This is a genomic window from Luteimonas suaedae (assembly GCF_008312895.1).
In the GTDB taxonomy this organism is placed as follows: Bacteria; Pseudomonadota; Gammaproteobacteria; order Xanthomonadales; family Xanthomonadaceae; genus Luteimonas; species Luteimonas suaedae.
Genome location: NZ_VSSP01000005.1, coordinates 97,577 through 113,625 on the forward strand (window position 1 = coordinate 97,577; position 16,049 = coordinate 113,625).

Genomic DNA, 16,049 nt, shown 5'->3' on the forward strand with positions numbered 1-16,049 from the left:
CGCGCGAAGATGGCGCGGTCCCCTTACCTGACGAAGCCATGGAAATCGCGAACCGACGGGTCGGCACGATCCATTTCACCCTCAAGGACGAACACGGGCAGCAGATCACCACCACGCATGGACACGACCCGCTGGTCTACATCCACGGCACCAATGCGATCGTGCGCGGCCTGGAGCAGGCACTGGAGGGCAGGAGCGCCGGCGACCGGTTCGAGGTCACCATCCCGCCGGAGCACGGCTTCGGTCCACGTCACCCGGAACTGGTGCAGACCCTCCCGCGCAGCACGTTCACCGGCGAGAGCGAGCCGGCGGTCGGCGGCAAGCTGGAGGCGCAGACCGCGCGCGGCCCGCTGCAGGTGGTGGTGACCGCGGTCGAGGGCGACACCATCACCGTCGACGGCAACAACCCGCTGGCCGGGCGGCCGTTCGTGGCCGAGGTGGAAGTGGTCGACGTGCGCCTGGCGACGCCCGACGAACTGCAGTTCGGCCTCGGCTGAGGCGGCCGGACCGGCGATGGACGGATTCGTCGCCCTGGGCAATGCCTTCGCCGCCCTGTCCGCCGGCGGCGCGATCGCGGCCGGACTGGCGTTCTTCGCGGCGATCTACGCGCTGTTCTGCGGCGGCAACTGGCTGCTGACGCGATACCTGCTGCCGGCGCTGGGGCTCGGGCGCCGCATCGATCCGCGTCCGCTCAGGCCCGGCCAGATGCGCAGCGAGATCGCCTCATCGCTGGGGTCGGTCGCGATTTTCGGCCTCGGCAGCCTGCTGCCGTGGTGGTTCCTGCAACAGGGCTGGGCGCGGCTGGCGCAGGATCCGGGGCCGCTGCGGGTCGTCGCCGAAGCCGCGGTGCTGCTGGTGTGGAACGACGTCCACTTCTACGCCAACCACCGCCTGCTACACACGCGACCGCTGCGCCGCTACCACCAACAGCACCATCGCTCGCTGGTGACCACGCCATTCGCGACCTACAGCTTCCATCCGCTGGAGGCGGCGCTGCTGGGCAACGTGATCCTGCTGCCGATGCTGTTGCACGACTTCAGCTTCGCGGCACTGCTGTCACTGCCGGTGCTGAGCCTGTTGCTGAACAACCTGGGGCACAGCAACTACGACTACGCGCCCGGCGTGGGGCCGGACCACTGGCTGGCCGCCAGCCGCCGGCACCATCTGCATCACGCCTGCTACCACGGCAACTACGGCTTCCTGTTCAACTTCATGGACCGCTGGTGTGGCACGCGCCTGGCGGTTGACGCGGCGAGGGCGCAGCTGGATGCCTTCGCCGCCCGCGCATCCCGGCACCCGTAGGAGCGCGCCATGCGCGCGATGCCGCGGGCATTGCGTCGCCCGCGAATTCCGGTGACCGGCGCGCCTGCCGGTCCGGCATCGCGGCATCTACCGGATCCGGCCGGCCCCGCGGTATCGCGCGCATGGCGCGCTCCTACGGAAGGTCAGGGCGCCCCGCTTTGTGCGGTCCCGGGACCCCCGAGTTTGCTCGGCTACCCAAGTCGGTAATCACCGCTGCCGGAAACGCGGCAACTACCGCTCCAGGCGTTTGCAGCGCCATCGCCGCCGCCACGCGGCGGGCCTGCCGGCGACGCGGCGACCCGCTAGAATGCCGCCATGCCCGTCGATCCGACCCCGCTCGCCAACCAACTGTTGATCGCGCTGCCGGCGTTGACCGATCCGAACTTCGCCGGTTCGCTCGCGCTGATCTGCCAGCACGATGCGGAAGGCGCCATGGGCGTGGTGGTCAACCGGGCGTCGGAGTACACCCTGGGCGAAGTCTTCGAGCAGATGGGGATCGACAGCGACGACGCGCTGCTGCGGTCGCAGCCGGTCCTGGCTGGCGGTCCCGTGCATCCGGAGCGCGGTTTCGTGATCCACGACGGCAGCCGTGGCTGGGATTCCAGCCTGGCGATCGCCGACGACCTGCACGTGACCACCTCGCGCGACGTGCTGGAGGCCATCGCCCGGGGCGAAGGCCCGTCCCGGGTCGCGGTGGCGCTGGGCTGCGCCGGTTGGGGCGCGGGCCAGCTCGAGCAGGAGCTGACCGAGAACAGCTGGCTGAACGCGCCGGCCGATGCCGAACTGCTGTTCGCGCTGCCGCTGGAGGCGCGCTGGCAGGCGGCCGCCGGCCGCATCGGCGTCGACATGCAGCGGCTGGCCGACTACGCGGGCCACGCATGAGCGCGGTCCGCGCCGACGGTACCGTGCTCGGCTTCGACGTCGGCGCGCGCCGCATCGGCGTGGCGGTGGGCAGCGGCTTCGGCCACGGCGCGCGCGCGCTGGCGGTGATCGACGTGCACGACGAGCTGCCGGACTGGCGCAGCATCGACCGGCTGCGTGACGAGTGGCGGCCGGACGTCATGGTGGTGGGCGATCCGATGACGCTCGACGGCGGCGACCAGCCGATCCGCCGGCGTGCCAGGCACTTCGCCCACGAGCTGCATGCCCGTTACCGCGTGCCGGTGGTGTTGATGGACGAGCGCGCAAGCTCGGTTGAAGCCGCCCAGCGGTTCGCCGTGGACCGCGCCGCCGGCCGCCGCCGGCGCCGCGACGCGGCGGCGCTCGATGCGGTGGCAGCGGCGATCATCGTCGAGCGCTGGCTGGCGGCGCCGGACGACGCGGTGCCGATATCCTAGAATTTCCCCGCACTCCTCTCCCGTAGAGCGGAGCTTGTTCCGCTGTTCCCGGCCGCCGGAGCCACGTAGCGGAGTGTGCTCTGCTCTACGGGGCGGAAAGAAGCCGTCCACGATCAAAGGGCATCCCTCCAGCGCATGATTTCGCAAACCGATCCGGAAGGCCGCCTGCGCCACCTGCTGACACTCGAGCACCTGCCGCGCGAGGTGTTGCTGCGGCTGCTCGATCGCGCCCAGGCAATCATCGACGGCGATATCGGGAGTGCGGCGCTGGCGGGGCGAGCGGTCTGCACGCTGTTCTTCGAACCGTCCACGCGTACGCGGATGAGCTTCCAGCGCGCGGCGCAACGGCTCGGCGCCGACGTGCTCAACTTCGACGCGTCCACCTCGTCCACCACCAAGGGCGAGAGCGGCCGCGACACGCTGAAGACGATCGAGGCGATGGGCGTCGACGCCTTCGTGGTCCGCCACCACGAGAACGGCGCGGTGGCGGCGCTCGCCGCCGCGGCCGGGCCCGGCACCGTCCTGGTCAACGCCGGCGATGGCCGCCATGCGCACCCCACCCAGGGCCTGCTCGACATGCTGACCCTGCGCCAGGCCCGGGGCACGGACTTCGCGCGACTGAAGATCCTGATCGTCGGCGACGTCAAGCATTCGCGCGTCGCCCGTTCCGACCTGCGCGCGCTGCGCGCGCTGGGGGTAGGTAGCAGCGGGACCTCGGAGATCCGCGTCTGCGGACCGGCCGCGCTGCTGCCCGACGACGACATGCTGGCCGGGTGCACGGTCGGCGACGACTTCGACGCTGCGCTCGAGGGCGTCGATGCGGTGATGATGTTGCGCCTGCAGCGTGAGCGCATGGACGAGGGGCTGGTGCCCTCGCTGCAGGCCTACCACGACGCCTATGGCCTGACCGCGGCACGCCTGCGCCGCGCCGCGCCCGGGGCCGCGGTGCTGCACCCGGGGCCGATGAATCGCGGCGTCGAGATCGACGACGAGGTCGCCGACGGGCCGCAGTCGCTGATCCTGCGCCAGGTGGCCAACGGCGTGGCGGTGCGCATGGCCGTGCTGGAGACGCTGCTCGCCGGGCGTTGAGCTGCGTCGCCGACCGATCCCGATCCGTAGGAGCGCGCCATGCGCGCGATGCCGCGGGTATTTCGCCGCCACGGGGTTCCGATCGCCGGCGCGCCTTCCGGCTCGCGCCAGGAGCCCGATGATGGCCAAGACCGGAACCGCCGTCGGCATCGCACGCGCGGGCGCATGGCGATGGTCGCGCGGCGCAGCGGTCAAGCGGGCGATGTTGGCATCTTCCCAAGGCGCCGAACGTGGCTGGGGCCGATGCGTCACGCGGCATCGCGCGCATGGCGCGCTCCTACGGGGGAGGTCGTCAATGCCGGCGCTGGGCGAACATCCATTGCCAGAGCTCCGGCGTCGCATACGCCGGATCCCAGCTGTTGTGGTTGGCGTCCGGAAACTCGGTGTAGCGCGCATCCGCCGCATCGGCGGCTTCCAGTGCAGCAGCCATGCGCCGTGATTGCTCCGGCAGGACCAGGTCGTCCAGGGCGCCATGGAAGATCCAGGTGGGGACATCGCGCAGGCGCTGCGCCGCGGCGGCGTACGGATCGGCTTCGCCGGCCACGGCCTCGACCTGCAGGGACGGGCGCTGTGGCGGCGCGTCGAGACCGCCGCAGACCGGCGCGATCGCGGCGAATCGACGCGGCTGCGCCAAGGCCAGTTCCCAGGTGCCGTAACCGCCCATCGAGATCCCGGTCAGGTAGGTACGGTCGCGGTCGCCATCGAATTCGGCGGTCGCCGCCTCCAGCGCCGCCCAGGCGATCGCGGCGCTGTCGCTCCATTCGGTGTTCGCCGGCGCCTGCGGGAATACCACGATCGCCGGGAAGTCGTCGGCATGGCGGCGGACGTGCGGGCCGAGCCCGACCTGGGTCGGCTTGTCGCCGTCGCTGCCGCGCTCGCCGGAGCCGTGCAGGAACAGGATCACCGGCGGCCGCTCGCCGCCGGCGCTGCGCGCGGGCACGAAGACCCGGTAGGCGTGGCGTTGTCCGCCGACTTCCACCGCGCGCTCGAGAAAGCGCCCACGGTCGGGCGCCGGGTCGTCGGCGCAGGCCGCGAGCGGGGCGATCAGCGCGGAGGCCGCCAGCAGGGCGGCGAGGGCGCCGCCGGCGCGTTGGGCGGATGTCGTCTGGGAATCCAGGGTCATGGGAGTCACCATGTTCATTCGGGTCCGGCCGGGCGGGGGAGGGCGTTGACCGGTTGCGACGCCGGCCGTCGGTCGCAATGACACGATACCGCCGCCGGGGCCGCCTGTGGCATCGCGTCAGCGCAGCAGGATGAGCGTCGCCAGGCCCAGGAAGCTGAAGAAGCCCATGATGTCGGTGACTGCGGTGACCACCACCGTGCCGGCGACCGCCGGGTCGATCCGCATCCGCCGCAGCAACAGCGGTAGCAGCACGCCGGCGAGCGCGGCGGAACTGACGTTGATCACCAGGGCCGCGGCGATGACCAGCGACAGCAACCAGTCGTGGAACCAGAAGTAGGCGACCGTCCCTACCAGCGCGCCGATCAACAGCCCGTTGATCAGCGCCACGCGCGACTCCTTCCACAGCAGGATGCCGGCGTTGCTGGCGCCCACCTGGCCCAGCGCCAGGCCGCGCACCATCAGGGTCAGCACCTGCACGCCGGCGTTGCCGCCGATGCCGGCGACGATCGGCATCAGCACCGCCAGCGCGACGACCTGTTCGATCGTCGCCTCGAAGCGGCCGATCACGAACGCCGCCATGAACGCGGTCAGCAGGTTGATGCCCAGCCACACCACGCGGCCGCGCACGGCGCGCCGGATCGGCGAGAACAGGTCCTCCTCCTCGTCTAGGCCGGCGGCGCTCAGCGCCTGGTGCTCGGCCTGCTCGCGGATGATGTCGACCACGTCGTCGATGGTGATGCGGCCGAGCAGGAAATTGCCGTCGTCGACCACCGGCGCCGAGACCCAGTCATGGTCGGAGAACTGGCGCGCCACTTCCTGCGCGGACTGGTTGACGTGGAGCGCGGTCAGGCCGTCGTCGATCAGCTGGTTGAGGGGCATGTTCGGCTCGCAGGTCACCAGGTCCTGCAGTGCCACCCAGCCCATCAGCTGGTGGCGGCGGTTGACCACGTAGAGGTGGTCGGTGTGCTCGGGCAGCTCGCCGCGCAGGCGCAGGTAGCGCAGTACCACGTCGACCGAGGTGTCGGCGCGCACCGTCACCACGTCCGGGTTCATCAGGCGGCCGGCGGTATCCTCCTCGTAGGAAAGCACCTGCTCCAGGCGTTCGCGGTTCTCGCGCGCCATCGACTTGAGCACCTCGTCGATGACCGTGTCCGGCAGGTCATCGACCAGGTCGGCGAGGTCGTCGATGTCGAGGTCCTCGACCGCGGCGACGATCTCGTCCGGATCCATGTCCGCGATCAGGCTCTCGCGCACCTCGTCGCCGACGTGGACCAGCACCTCGCCGTCGTCCTCGGGATCGACCAGGCCCCACAGCACCATGCGCTTGGCATGCGGCAACGATTCGAGCAGGTTGCCGATCTCGGCGGGCGAGAGCGTGTTGACCAGGCGCCGCACGGGGCCGAGACGGCCGCTGTCGAGCGCGTCGGAGAGCAGACGCAACTGGCGCGCGGTCTTGTCGTGGCGGGCGGCTTCGGCCATGCGGTTCTTCCGTTGGCGCGTCGTGCCCCCAGAGGCGCGACAGGGTCAGGTGTTCATGCGCGCATTATCGCCGCTGCGCCCGGATATGCCCACCCTGGATCGCACGTCGCCGCCCCGTAGAGGCGGAGCTTGGTCCGCTGCTCTCGGCTCCGGAGCCCACCTGGCCGAGCAAGTTCTGCGCTACAAGAGCGACGGCCCTGGAGCCGCCGTGGCGAAGCTTGCTCCGCTCTACGCAAGGAAAGGGCGGACGCCGTGCGCCTGGCGGTTATCGTCGTGCCGCGGCCAGCCACTTCTCGATGCCGGCGCGGTCGCGCGCGCGCAGCAGGGCCGGCGCCTGCGCACGCAGGCGGCCGAGGTCGAGCCCGCGGATCGCGCGCCGTACTTCCAGCAGCGTGCCCGGGTGCAGGCTCAGTTCCTCCAGGCCCAATGCCAGCAACAGAGGAGTGAAGGCGGGATCCCCGGCCATCTCGCCGCAGACCGCCACCGGCTTGCGGCGCGCCTTGGCGGTGCGGATCACGTTGCGCAGCAGGCGCATCATCGCCGGATGCAGCGGATGGTAGAGCTCGCCCAGCGCCTCGTTGTTGCGGTCGGCCGCCAGCAGGTACTGGGTCAGGTCGTTGGTGCCCACCGAGATGAAGTCCACCGCGCCGATGAAGGTCGGCAGCGCGATCGCCGCGGCCGGCACTTCGATCATCGCCCCGAGGGGGATGTGTTCCGCGACCTCGTAGCCCCCGCTGCGCAGGTCGCGCGTGACACGCGTGATCAGGCCGGCGACCGCCAGGAGCTCGGCGCGCTCGGTGACCATCGGGACCAGGATCCGCAGCGGGCCGTAGCCGGACGCGCGCAGGATCGCGCGCAGCTGGCTGACGAACACCTCCTCGCGTGACAGCGACAGGCGCACGCCGCGGCAACCCATCGCCGGGTTCGGTTCCCGCGGCAGGGTCAGGCCGCTGCGGTCGCTCTTGTCGGCACCGAGATCGAGCGTGCGGATCGTCACCATGCGCCCGGTCATGCCGAGCACGGCGTCGCGGTAGGCGCGGAACTGCTCTTCCTCGTCGGGCAGGCCTTCGCGCTGCAGGAACAGGAATTCGGTGCGGTACAGGCCGATGCCGGCCGCGCCGAGCGCGTGCGATTCGGCCACGTCCTCGCGTGATTCGGCGTTGGCGTAGAGCCTGATGTCGACGCCGTCGAGGGTGCGGGTCGGCTCGCGCCGCAGGCGGTGGAGCTGCTTGCGTTCGCGTCGCTCCTCGCGCACGCGGGCGCGGTAGGCGCGCAGGTCGGCCGCGTTCGGCTCCACCACCACCTGGCCGCCGGCGCCGTCCACGGCGACCACGTCGCCGTCGTTGATCTGTTGCAGCGCCTCGGGTGCGCCGACCACCAGCGGCAGGTGCAGGCTGCGGGCGAGGATGGCGCTGTGCGACAGCATGCTGCCGCCGGCGGTGATCACCGCCAGCACGCCTTGCGACTGCAACTGCACCAGTTCCGAGGGCCCCACGTTGTCGGTGACCAGGATCTCGCCGGCGACGCCCTGCAGCTCCGCCTCGCGGCTGTGCAGCGCCGCATGCAGGCGCCCGACGACGTGGTCGATGTCCTCCAGGCGACTGCGGAAATAGGCGTCGTCCATCCCCTGGAACACGCCGGCCAGGCGGTCGCGGTGCAGGCGCAGGGCGTAGTCGGCGCTGTAGCGGCCCTTGCGGATCAGGTCGTCCAGGCCCTGCAGCAGTTCCGGGTCGTCGAGCAGCAGTGCATGCAGGTCGACGAACTCGCCGACCTCGTGCGCGAGTGCGCCGTGCAGGCGTTCGCGCAGGCCGCGCAGTTCGCCGCGGACCTGCGTGATCGCGTCGTGCAGGCGCGTGAGTTCCGCCTCGACGGCATCGGCGCGGATGTGTTCTTCGGAGACCTCCAGGGCGTGCGGCAGACGGATCCGGGCACGGCCGAGGGCATTGCCCCGGGATGCGCCGTGACCGGAAAACGTCCGGCGCATCAGGGTCTGTTAACGCTTATGGCGCACGCCGCGCCGGGTCTGCGGGCGCGCGGGGCAAGGAAGAACGAGGGCGCGTATGTCGATTCCATCAGCATTGACAGGCCTAGCTGTCCTCATCGAACCGTCGTTCGAACAGCGACGTCACCGCCTCGACCGCCGCCGCCTCGTCCTCGCCCTCGACCCGCAGCACCACCGGCGTGCCGGGGCCGGCCGCCAGCAGCATCACGCCCATGATGCTCTTGGCATTGACCTCGCGGCCCTTGGCGTTGAGGGTGGCGTTGCAGCGGAACGCCGACAGCACCTGCACCAGCTTGGCGGTGGCGCGCGCGTGCAGGCCGAGGCGGTTGGAGACCACCAGTTCGCGTTCGATCATGTCCGGCCTCCGTCGCTTCCGGTCGGTCGCCGGACATCCGTTCCCGATGCGCACGCGGCGCCGCCCGTGGTCGCGCAGGATTCAGGCGTCGTCATGGATCACCCCGTTGCGCGCGCCCGCGGCGGCGACCGCCGGTAGTTCGTCCAGGCCCAGCTCGGCGTAGTTCATGACCCGCAGCAGCATCGGCAGGTTGAGCGCGGACACGCGCCGCGCCGGGGTGCCCAGCCGTGCCAGCTTCGCCGCCAGGTTGCTCGGCGTGGCGCCGTAGAGGTCGGTCAGGATCAACACGCCCTGGCCATCGTCGACCCGGCGCATCGCAGCGCTGGCCTGCGGCAGGATCGCGTCCGGATCGGCCTCGAACGGCACCTCGAACGCCTCCGCCTTCAGCGGCAGGTTGCGCAGCATGCCCCGCACCACCGCGATCAGGGCGGTGCCGATGCCTTCATGGGTCACGAGCAGGAGTCCGACGGCCATGCCGACAACTTAGCAGAGGCGGGTGACGGGCAGGAAGCGGCCGCGCGCAATGAACCGTTGCGGCCGGTGGCCGTAGGAGCGCGCGATGCCGCGGGTGTCGGCCGGATCCGGTGGATGCCGCGATTCCGGACCGGCAGGCGCGCCGGTCGCCGCAATTCGCGGGCGGCACAACGCCCGCGGCATCGCGCGCATGGCGCGCTCCTACGGGCCCTAGTCCAGTTCGCGGTGGAACGTCGCCACGTCCTCCCAGCCGTGCTCGCGCGCGTGCCGGGCCATCTTCTCGGCAAGGTAGACCGAACGGTGGCGGCCGCCGCTGCAGCCGAATGCGACGGTGATGTAGCTGCGCGTATCCGAGCGCATGCGCGGCAGCCAGTGGTCGAGGAACGCGGCGACCTGCGCGTAGTATTCGGCGACGTCGGGCTGCTCGTCCATGTGTTCGCGCACCGCGGCGTCGCGCCCCGACAGCGGGCGCAGGCGCGGATCCCAGTGCGGGTTGGGCAGGCCGCGGGTGTCGAACACGAAGTCGGCGTCGGGCGGCACGCCGCGGCGATAGGCGAACGACTCGAACAGCAGCGACGGCGAGCTGTCGAGGGCGAGCCCGAGTTCGGTGATCACCCGCCTGCGCAGCTGGTGGACATTGAGTTCGCTGGTATCGATCACGTCATCGGCGAGCGAGCGCAGCGGCTTGAGCACCTGGCGCTCGAGCGCGATCGCGTCGGCCAGCGCCAAGCCGACGTGGCTGAGCGGATGGCGACGGCGGGTGTCGGCGTAGCGCTTGAGCAGCACCGTGTCGGCGGTGTCGAAGAAGATGAGCTTGGGATCGAAGCCGAGTCCCGCCACCGCCGACAGCCATTCCGGAATGTTGGCCAGATCGCGGTGGCGGTTGCGCACGTCGATGCCGACCGCGAGCTTCTGCGGCGAGCCGTCGCCGCTGCCGAGGCTGCGTACGAAGTGCGGCAGCAGGTCGGCCGGCAGATTGTCGGTGCAATAGAAGCCAAGGTCCTCGAACGTGTTCAGCGCCACCGACTTGCCGCTGCCGGACATGCCGGTGACGATCAGCAGGGTGGGCGGAGCGACCGTGGTCATGACGCCCCTCGCTCGAGGAAATGCGAGTGCCGGGCGAGGAAGGCGGCCGCCGGGTCCAGGCCCTTGGCGCGCAGGACGTGGGTACGGGTAGCGGCCTCGGTCAGCACCGCCAGGTTGCGGCCGGGCATCACCGGCAGGGTGATCATCGGCACTTCCAGGTCGAGCACCGGGCGCGAGCCGAGGTCGCCGGTCAGCCGTTCCATGCCGCCGTTGTCGGTGCGCGGCGCATCGTAGTTCGGCTTGGCCAGGTGCACGATCAGGCGCAGGTACTTGTTGCGCTTGACCGCGGTATCGCCAAACATCTCGCGGATGTTGAGCACGCCCAGGCCGCGCAGCTCCAGCAGGTCCTGCAACAGCTCCGGGCAGGTGCCGTCGAGCACGTCGGGCGCGATCTGGGTGAACTCCGGTGCGTCATCGGCGACCAGGCGATGGCCGCGGGTGATCAGCTCCAGTGCCAGCTCACTCTTGCCCGAGCCGGACTCGCCGGTGATCAGCACGCCGATCGAGTAGATCTCCATGAACACGCCGTGCAGGGTGACCCGCGGCGCCAGCGCGCGCGCCAGGTGGTACTGCAGGTGGTTGAGCAGCTCGTGCCCGCGCCGCGGCGAGGTCCACAGCGGGATGCCGGATTCCTCGGCCATCTGGCGCAGGTCCTCGGGGCAGTTCTGGTTCTTGCTGACGACCAGCGCCAGCGGGCGGAACTGCATGATCTTCTCGATCGTCTCCCAGCGCTGGCGCGCGTCGAGCGCATCCAGCCAGGCCAGCTCCTCGGTGCCCAGGATCTGCACCTTGTTGGGATAGATGATGTTGAGGTAGCCGGCCAGCGACGGTCGCCGCGCCACCGTTTCCACCGCTTCCAGCACCCGGGTCTGGCCCTGCTGCCCGGCCAGCCAGCGCAGATCCAGCCGCTCCTGCTGGTGATCGAACAGGTCCTGCGCGCTGATGCTGGCGTTCATGCTCCCGGTCCCCCGTGTCCGGCCGCGCTCATGCCGCGCGCCGCCGTCGCGCGTCGCCGAGCAGGAGCGCACGCACGGCCGTTACGTCCGCGGCGGCGCGCAGCCGCTCGCGGAAGCCGGCGTCGGCGAAACAGCCGGCGAGATCGGCGAGGATCTGCAGGTGCGGTTCGGCGTGGTCTTCGGGCACGCGCATGGCGAACACCAGGTCGACCGGGTCGCCATCACAGGCATCGAACGCGATCGGGTGCGCCAGTCGCACGAAGGCGCCCAGCGGCACCCGCCCGCCACGGGCGTGCGGGACCGCCACGCCATGGCCGATCCCGGTGCTGCACAGGCGCTCGCGCTCGTGCAGGCAGGCGGCGACCGCGGCCGCATCCGCCGGGCCTGCGCCCAGCAGGCCGGCGACGACATCGAGCAACGCGTCGCGCGATACCGGCTCGGACAGGATCACGATCCGGTCGGCGGCGAGGAGGTCGGTGCAGGGCATTGCAGTGAAACGTCTCGGGCGATCGCGCCGCTATCTCAGCCGAAGCTGCCTGCGCGCACGGGGTGCTCGCCGCGATGGTGGTCGACCATGCGGTTCTTGTGCTTGACCAGCAGGCGATCGAGCTTGTCGGCCAGCAGGTCGATCGCGGCGTACATGTCGATCGCACTGGCGTCGGCATGCAGGGTCCGGCCGGGCAGCGCCACGGTGGCTTCCGCCTTGTGGTGGGGCTTGTCGAGGCTGAGCTGGGTGCGCACGTCGAAGGGGCGTTCGAAGTGACGCGACAGTCGCTGCAGCTTGGTGTCGACGTAATCGCGCAGGGCGGGCGTGACCTCGATCTGGTGGCCGTGGGTTTCGATGCGCATCGGCGAGCCTCCTGGGGCGTCGTGGGATCAAGACTGCATCGCGCGGGTGCCGGCCGCTGCGTCAGGGGACAGGTTACCCCAAGCCGGACGGCAGGCGCGATGTCCGCAGGGTTCGACCGCGGCGGCGGCCGGCAGTTCAGCCCAGACGCACGCGATCGTGCGAGGAGGGAATGTTCAGCGCTTCCCGGTACTTGGTCACGGTGCGCCGGGCCACGGCGATGCCGGCCGCCTTCAGGGCCTCGGCCAGGCGCGCGTCGGACAGCGGCTTGTGCGGGTTCTCGGCGTCCACCAGGCTGCGGATCATCTGCTGGATCGCGGTGCTCGAGGCCTGGCCGCCGCCGTCGGTGCCCACGCCGGAGGCGAAGAACTGGCGCAGCGGCAGGGTGCCGCGCGGGGTATGGACGTATTTGCGGGCAATCGCGCGTGAAACCGTCGATTCGTGCATGCCGATCTCGGCCGCCACCTCGCGCAGGGTCAGCGGGCGCAGCGCCTGCGGCCCGAATTCCAGGAATCCCGACTGTTGCCGCGCCAGGCAGCGCGCCACCTTGAGCAGGGTCTCGCCGCGGGCCTGCACGTTCTTGAGCAGCCAGCGGGCTTCCTGCAGGCGGCCGCGCAGGTAGCCGGCATCGGCCTCGCTGGCGTGCTGGATCATGCGTTCGTAGCCGCGATGGATGGTCAGCCGCGAATGCGGGCCGCCCACCAGGGTGACCTTCCAGACGCCCTGGTGGCGCTCGATCGCGCAGTCCGGCGCGACATAGGTGTCGCTGGCCACGCCGCCGATCTGGGCCCCGGGGTGCGGGTCGAGCGAGCGCAGCAGCTGCAGGGCGGTGCTGGCTTCGCAGGCGTCGCAGGACAGGGCCTCGGCCAGGCCGTCGACGCCGATCCGCGGCAGGTCCTCGATCAGTTCGGAGACGATGCGCCCGGCGAGGGCGCGGCCCGGCGTGTCGGCGGGCAGGAGATCGAGTTGCAACAGCAGGCATTCTCGCAGGTCGCGGGCGCCGACGCCGGCCGGGTCCATGCGCTGGATCTGGCGCAATACGGCAAGAATCTCGTCAGCGCTGCACTGCAGCTCGGGCTGCAGGGTCAGTGCGATGTCCTCGAACGACGCCCGCAGGTAGCCGTCGTCGTCGATGGCGTCGATCAGGGCCTCGCCGATGCCGCGGTCGCGTCGCGACAGATGGCTCAGGTGCAACTGCCACGACAGGTGCTCGCGCAGGCTCTCGGTGTGCACCAGGCGCTCGGTGGGGTCGCTGTCGTCGTCGCTTGCAGGCCCCGATCCGCTGCCGCCGTACCATGACTCCTCGACGTCCCAGCGCGTGAATTCTTCGGCGTCATTCGCGGTCGCGTCGCTTCCGGGGCCCGCGGCATCGGCGGCGGGTGTCTGGATCGGTGCGTCCTCGCGCCAGTCGAGCAACGGATTGCTCTCCACGGCGCTGACGATCTCGGCCTCCAGTTCCAGCGCCGAGAGCTGCAACAGATGCAGCGCCTGCCGCAGTTGCGGAGTCAGGACCAGGTGCTGTCCCAGCGATGTCTGCAGGCGTGGCTTCATCTTCCCAACGAGAGAACGGTCGGCGGGGCCGGGCGCGGACAGGTCCGCGGCGGTCCGGTTCGACGCATCCGTGACGAGCGACGCGCAGCGGGGCTACAGGCGAAAGGATTCGCCCAGATAGACCCGACGCACGTCGGGATTGGCCAGCAGCGCGTCCGGAGCCCCCTGCGCGAGCACGCCGCCTTCGTTGAGGATATACGCGCGATCGCAAATGCCCAAGGTCTCGCGCACGTTGTGGTCCGTGATCAGCACCCCGATCCCGCGATCCTTGAGGTGGCGGATGATGCGCTGGATCTCGCCGACCGAGATCGGGTCGACGCCGGCGAAGGGCTCGTCGAGCAGCATCAGCCGCGGCCGCGCCGCCAGCGCGCGGGCGATTTCGACCCGGCGGCGCTCGCCGCCGGACAGGCTGGCGCCGATCTGGTCGACGACATGGGACACCTGCAGCTCGTCGAGCAGGCTCTCGAGCTCGGTTTCGCGGCCCTGGCGGTCCAGGTCCCCGCGCAGTTCCAGCACCAGGCGGATGTTGTCGGCAACGCTGAGCTTGCGGAACACCGAAGGTTCCTGCGGCAGGTAGCCGACGCCGAGGCGGGCGCGCCGGTACATCGGGTCACTGGTGATGTCGCGACCGTCCAGTTCGATGCGGCCGGCGTCGGCCGGCACCAGGCCGACGATCATGTAGAAACAGGTGGTCTTGCCGGCGCCGTTGGGGCCGAGCAGGCCCACCACCTCGCCGGCGTCCAGGGTCAGCCCGAAGTCGCGCACGACCTCGCGCGCGCGGTAGCGCTTGCGCAATCCTTCCGCGACCAGCATCAGCCGTCGTCCTGCGGGGTCTGGTTGCGGGGCTGGATGCGCATCTGCACGCGGCCGGCGTCGTTGCCGCCACTCTCCACGCGCCCGCTCTGCATGTTGTAGACGATGCGCTGGCTCTTCATCGAACCGCGCGGCTGGTCGACGAAGGCGTCGCCGGTCAGGGTCACGATTTCGGTCGCCATGTCGTAGTCGATCTTCCTGGCACGTGCGGTCATGGGCGAGCCGTCGTCCATCTGCTGCTTCAGCACCGCCGGCGTTCCGGTCAGGACCGCGCGGGAGATGTCGCCATTGCGCGAGTGGATGTCGGCGCGGTCGGCGCGGATGTCGAGCGTGCCCTGGGTGATGACCACGCCCTGTGACAGCACCGTCGGTGCGCTGTCGTCCAGCATGCCCACTTGGTGGCCGGCATCGATGTCCATCGGCTTGTTGCGATCGGATTTGCGCGCGTCCGCCGCCGATGGCGCCAGCGCGAAGGCGAGGGCAAGGACCAGCAGGGCACTAGCGGCGCGTGGGGACATAGCGTTGTTTCACCTGGGATTTGAACGTGTACCGCTTGCTGGCGAGGTCGACTTCCAGGCCGCGGCCCTGGATTGTAGAGCCGGGCTGCTCCACGGTCACCAGAACGTCGCTGCGGGCGATATCGGTCTCGGGGTATAGGTTCAGTTGCTCGGTGTTCATCGTCACCGGGCGGGGATTGCCTTCGGGGCTGGTCACCCGGACATCGTCGCGCAACCGGACCTCGTCGTGGTCTGCAGTGACCACGCCGGTCCTGGAGCGTGCTTGCCAGTAGCCGCCGCCGCGCTCGGGCAACAGGAACAGCGGCTCGTCGAGTGTGATGGTGCGGTCCTGCGGATGTTGTTCGAGCAGTGGTGCGCGCAGGGTGAACGATTCGATGCCTTCCTTGTTGAGCGCGGTCAACTCGAAATCGTGCAGCACGTAGTCGGAACGTCCCTGGTCGGGCGCCATCGCGGTGTCGTCGGCGCGCTGCCGCCAGACCGACCAGCCGGAGACGACGGCGGCGACCAGCAGCACCACGGTGAGGGCGAGGCGCCAGTTCATGCCGGCGCCGCCGCGGCGATCAGCGCTTCGACCCGGTCCTGCGCGGTCAGCAGCAGGTCGCAGAGCTCGCGCGCCGCGCCCTCGCCACCGCGCGCGCGGGTCTGCCAGTGCGCATGCGCGGCGGTCCAGGGGTGCGCGTTGGCCGGTGCGGCGGCCAGGCCGGCGACGCGCATCGGCGCGAGATCCGGCAGATCGTCGCCCATGAAGGCGACCTCGTCGCGGTCGATGCCCAGGCGGGTGCGGATCTCCTCCACCTTCGCCCGCTTGTCGCCGACCGCGCAATGCGCCTGCACCCCGAGTTCGGCGGCGCGGCGCTCGACCGCGGCGCTGGCGCGGGCGGTGACCAGCGCGACCGCGATGCCGGCCTTGCGCAGCAGCGCCAGGCCCTGCCCGTCATGGACGTGGAAGGCCTTCATCTCGCCGCCTTCGGCATCGAACAGCAGACGGCCATCGGTCAGGGTGCCGTCGACGTCGAAGCACGCCAGGCGGATCCTGGCGGCGCGCGCGAGCAGGGCTTCGGGGTAGTCGGGGAGATCGGGCATCGGCAGGGTCGGCGGGTGGCGGGGTGCGAAGGGG

19 protein-coding genes are annotated in these 16,049 nt (G+C 70.6%); 5 read left to right on the forward strand and 14 right to left on the reverse strand.

Going from position 1 to position 16,049, the window contains the following annotated elements; translation table 11 throughout:
• Nucleotides 1-38: 38 nt before the first annotated feature.
• The 5 genes from FXO19_RS09615 (at nt 39) to FXO19_RS09635 (ending at nt 3,728) form a co-directional block, all read left to right on the forward strand.
• Nucleotides 39-497 (forward strand): FKBP-type peptidyl-prolyl cis-trans isomerase, encoded by a 459-nt coding sequence (locus tag FXO19_RS09615; protein WP_149194878.1) that lies wholly within the window; start codon nt 39-41, stop codon nt 495-497.
• Nucleotides 498-513: 16 nt separating this feature from the next.
• Nucleotides 514-1,302, forward strand: coding sequence for a sterol desaturase family protein (locus tag FXO19_RS09620; RefSeq protein ID WP_223115471.1), 789 nt, complete (start codon nt 514-516; stop codon nt 1,300-1,302).
• 315 nt (nt 1,303-1,617) lie between these two features.
• Nucleotides 1,618-2,184: a YqgE/AlgH family protein gene (locus FXO19_RS09625; RefSeq protein WP_149194879.1), complete on the forward strand. Its 567-nt coding sequence runs from the start codon at nt 1,618-1,620 to the stop codon at nt 2,182-2,184.
• Complete coding sequence (gene ruvX, locus FXO19_RS09630; protein ID WP_149194880.1) at nt 2,181-2,639, forward strand: Holliday junction resolvase RuvX; 459 nt, start codon at nt 2,181-2,183, stop codon at nt 2,637-2,639. The genes FXO19_RS09625 and ruvX overlap by 4 nt, the downstream gene beginning before the upstream one ends.
• Nucleotides 2,640-2,774: 135 nt before the next feature.
• The gene (locus FXO19_RS09635; RefSeq protein ID WP_149194881.1) at nt 2,775-3,728 is read left to right on the forward strand and encodes an aspartate carbamoyltransferase catalytic subunit; all 954 of its coding nucleotides are present in this window, start codon (nt 2,775-2,777) and stop codon (nt 3,726-3,728) included.
• Nucleotides 3,729-4,020: 292 nt separating this feature from the next.
• On the opposite strand, the gene FXO19_RS09640 is transcribed toward FXO19_RS09635, so the two are convergent.
• The 14 genes from FXO19_RS09640 to FXO19_RS09705 all read right to left on the reverse strand — a co-directional run bounded on the left by FXO19_RS09640 (nt 4,021) and on the right by FXO19_RS09705 (nt 16,021).
• Nucleotides 4,021-4,851, reverse strand: a complete 831-nt coding sequence (locus tag FXO19_RS09640) for a carboxylesterase family protein (protein ID WP_149194882.1) — start codon at nt 4,849-4,851, stop codon at nt 4,021-4,023.
• A gap of 117 nt (nt 4,852-4,968) precedes the next feature.
• Entirely contained in the window at nt 4,969-6,330 is a 1,362-nt protein-coding gene (gene mgtE, locus FXO19_RS09645) for a magnesium transporter (protein ID WP_149194883.1), read from the reverse strand.
• A 265-nt stretch (nt 6,331-6,595) separates the two neighbouring features.
• Nucleotides 6,596-8,314, reverse strand: coding sequence for a phosphoenolpyruvate--protein phosphotransferase (gene ptsP / locus FXO19_RS09650; RefSeq protein ID WP_149194884.1), 1,719 nt, complete (start codon nt 8,312-8,314; stop codon nt 6,596-6,598).
• Nucleotides 8,315-8,417: 103 nt separating this feature from the next.
• Complete coding sequence (locus FXO19_RS09655; RefSeq protein WP_149194885.1) at nt 8,418-8,687, reverse strand: HPr family phosphocarrier protein; 270 nt, start codon at nt 8,685-8,687, stop codon at nt 8,418-8,420.
• 81 nt (nt 8,688-8,768) lie between these two features.
• Nucleotides 8,769-9,161 carry a PTS sugar transporter subunit IIA gene (locus FXO19_RS09660; protein WP_149194886.1) on the reverse strand — a complete coding sequence of 131 codons (393 nt, stop codon included), beginning with the start codon at nt 9,159-9,161 and terminating at the stop codon, nt 8,769-8,771.
• Between the two features lie 210 nt (nt 9,162-9,371).
• Complete coding sequence (gene rapZ / locus FXO19_RS09665) at nt 9,372-10,247, reverse strand: RNase adapter RapZ (RefSeq protein WP_149194887.1); 876 nt, start codon at nt 10,245-10,247, stop codon at nt 9,372-9,374.
• A complete protein-coding gene (hprK, locus tag FXO19_RS09670; RefSeq protein WP_149194888.1) occupies nt 10,244-11,203 on the reverse strand; it encodes an HPr(Ser) kinase/phosphatase in 960 nt (319 codons plus the stop codon). The genes rapZ and hprK overlap by 4 nt, the downstream gene beginning before the upstream one ends.
• Nucleotides 11,204-11,231: 28 nt before the next feature.
• The gene (locus FXO19_RS09675) at nt 11,232-11,690 is read right to left on the reverse strand and encodes a PTS sugar transporter subunit IIA (RefSeq protein WP_149194889.1); all 459 of its coding nucleotides are present in this window, start codon (nt 11,688-11,690) and stop codon (nt 11,232-11,234) included.
• 35 nt (nt 11,691-11,725) lie between these two features.
• The gene (gene hpf, locus FXO19_RS09680; protein WP_149194890.1) at nt 11,726-12,052 is read right to left on the reverse strand and encodes a ribosome hibernation-promoting factor, HPF/YfiA family; all 327 of its coding nucleotides are present in this window, start codon (nt 12,050-12,052) and stop codon (nt 11,726-11,728) included.
• Between the two features lie 136 nt (nt 12,053-12,188).
• Nucleotides 12,189-13,601 carry an RNA polymerase factor sigma-54 gene (locus FXO19_RS09685; RefSeq protein WP_149194891.1) on the reverse strand — a complete coding sequence of 471 codons (1,413 nt, stop codon included), beginning with the start codon at nt 13,599-13,601 and terminating at the stop codon, nt 12,189-12,191.
• A 93-nt stretch (nt 13,602-13,694) separates the two neighbouring features.
• Nucleotides 13,695-14,414, reverse strand: a complete 720-nt coding sequence (lptB, locus tag FXO19_RS09690) for an LPS export ABC transporter ATP-binding protein (protein ID WP_149194892.1) — start codon at nt 14,412-14,414, stop codon at nt 13,695-13,697.
• On the reverse strand, nt 14,414-14,932 hold the full coding sequence (gene lptA, locus FXO19_RS09695) for a lipopolysaccharide transport periplasmic protein LptA (RefSeq protein ID WP_149194893.1): 519 nt from the start codon (nt 14,930-14,932) through the stop codon (nt 14,414-14,416). The genes lptB and lptA overlap by 1 nt, the downstream gene beginning before the upstream one ends.
• Nucleotides 14,913-15,473, reverse strand: a complete 561-nt coding sequence (gene lptC, locus FXO19_RS09700) for an LPS export ABC transporter periplasmic protein LptC (protein WP_149194894.1) — start codon at nt 15,471-15,473, stop codon at nt 14,913-14,915. The genes lptA and lptC overlap by 20 nt, the downstream gene beginning before the upstream one ends.
• Entirely contained in the window at nt 15,470-16,021 is a 552-nt protein-coding gene (locus FXO19_RS09705) for a KdsC family phosphatase (protein WP_425481463.1), read from the reverse strand. Before FXO19_RS09705 ends, lptC begins: the two co-directional genes overlap by 4 nt.
• Nucleotides 16,022-16,049 lie beyond the last annotated feature (28 nt).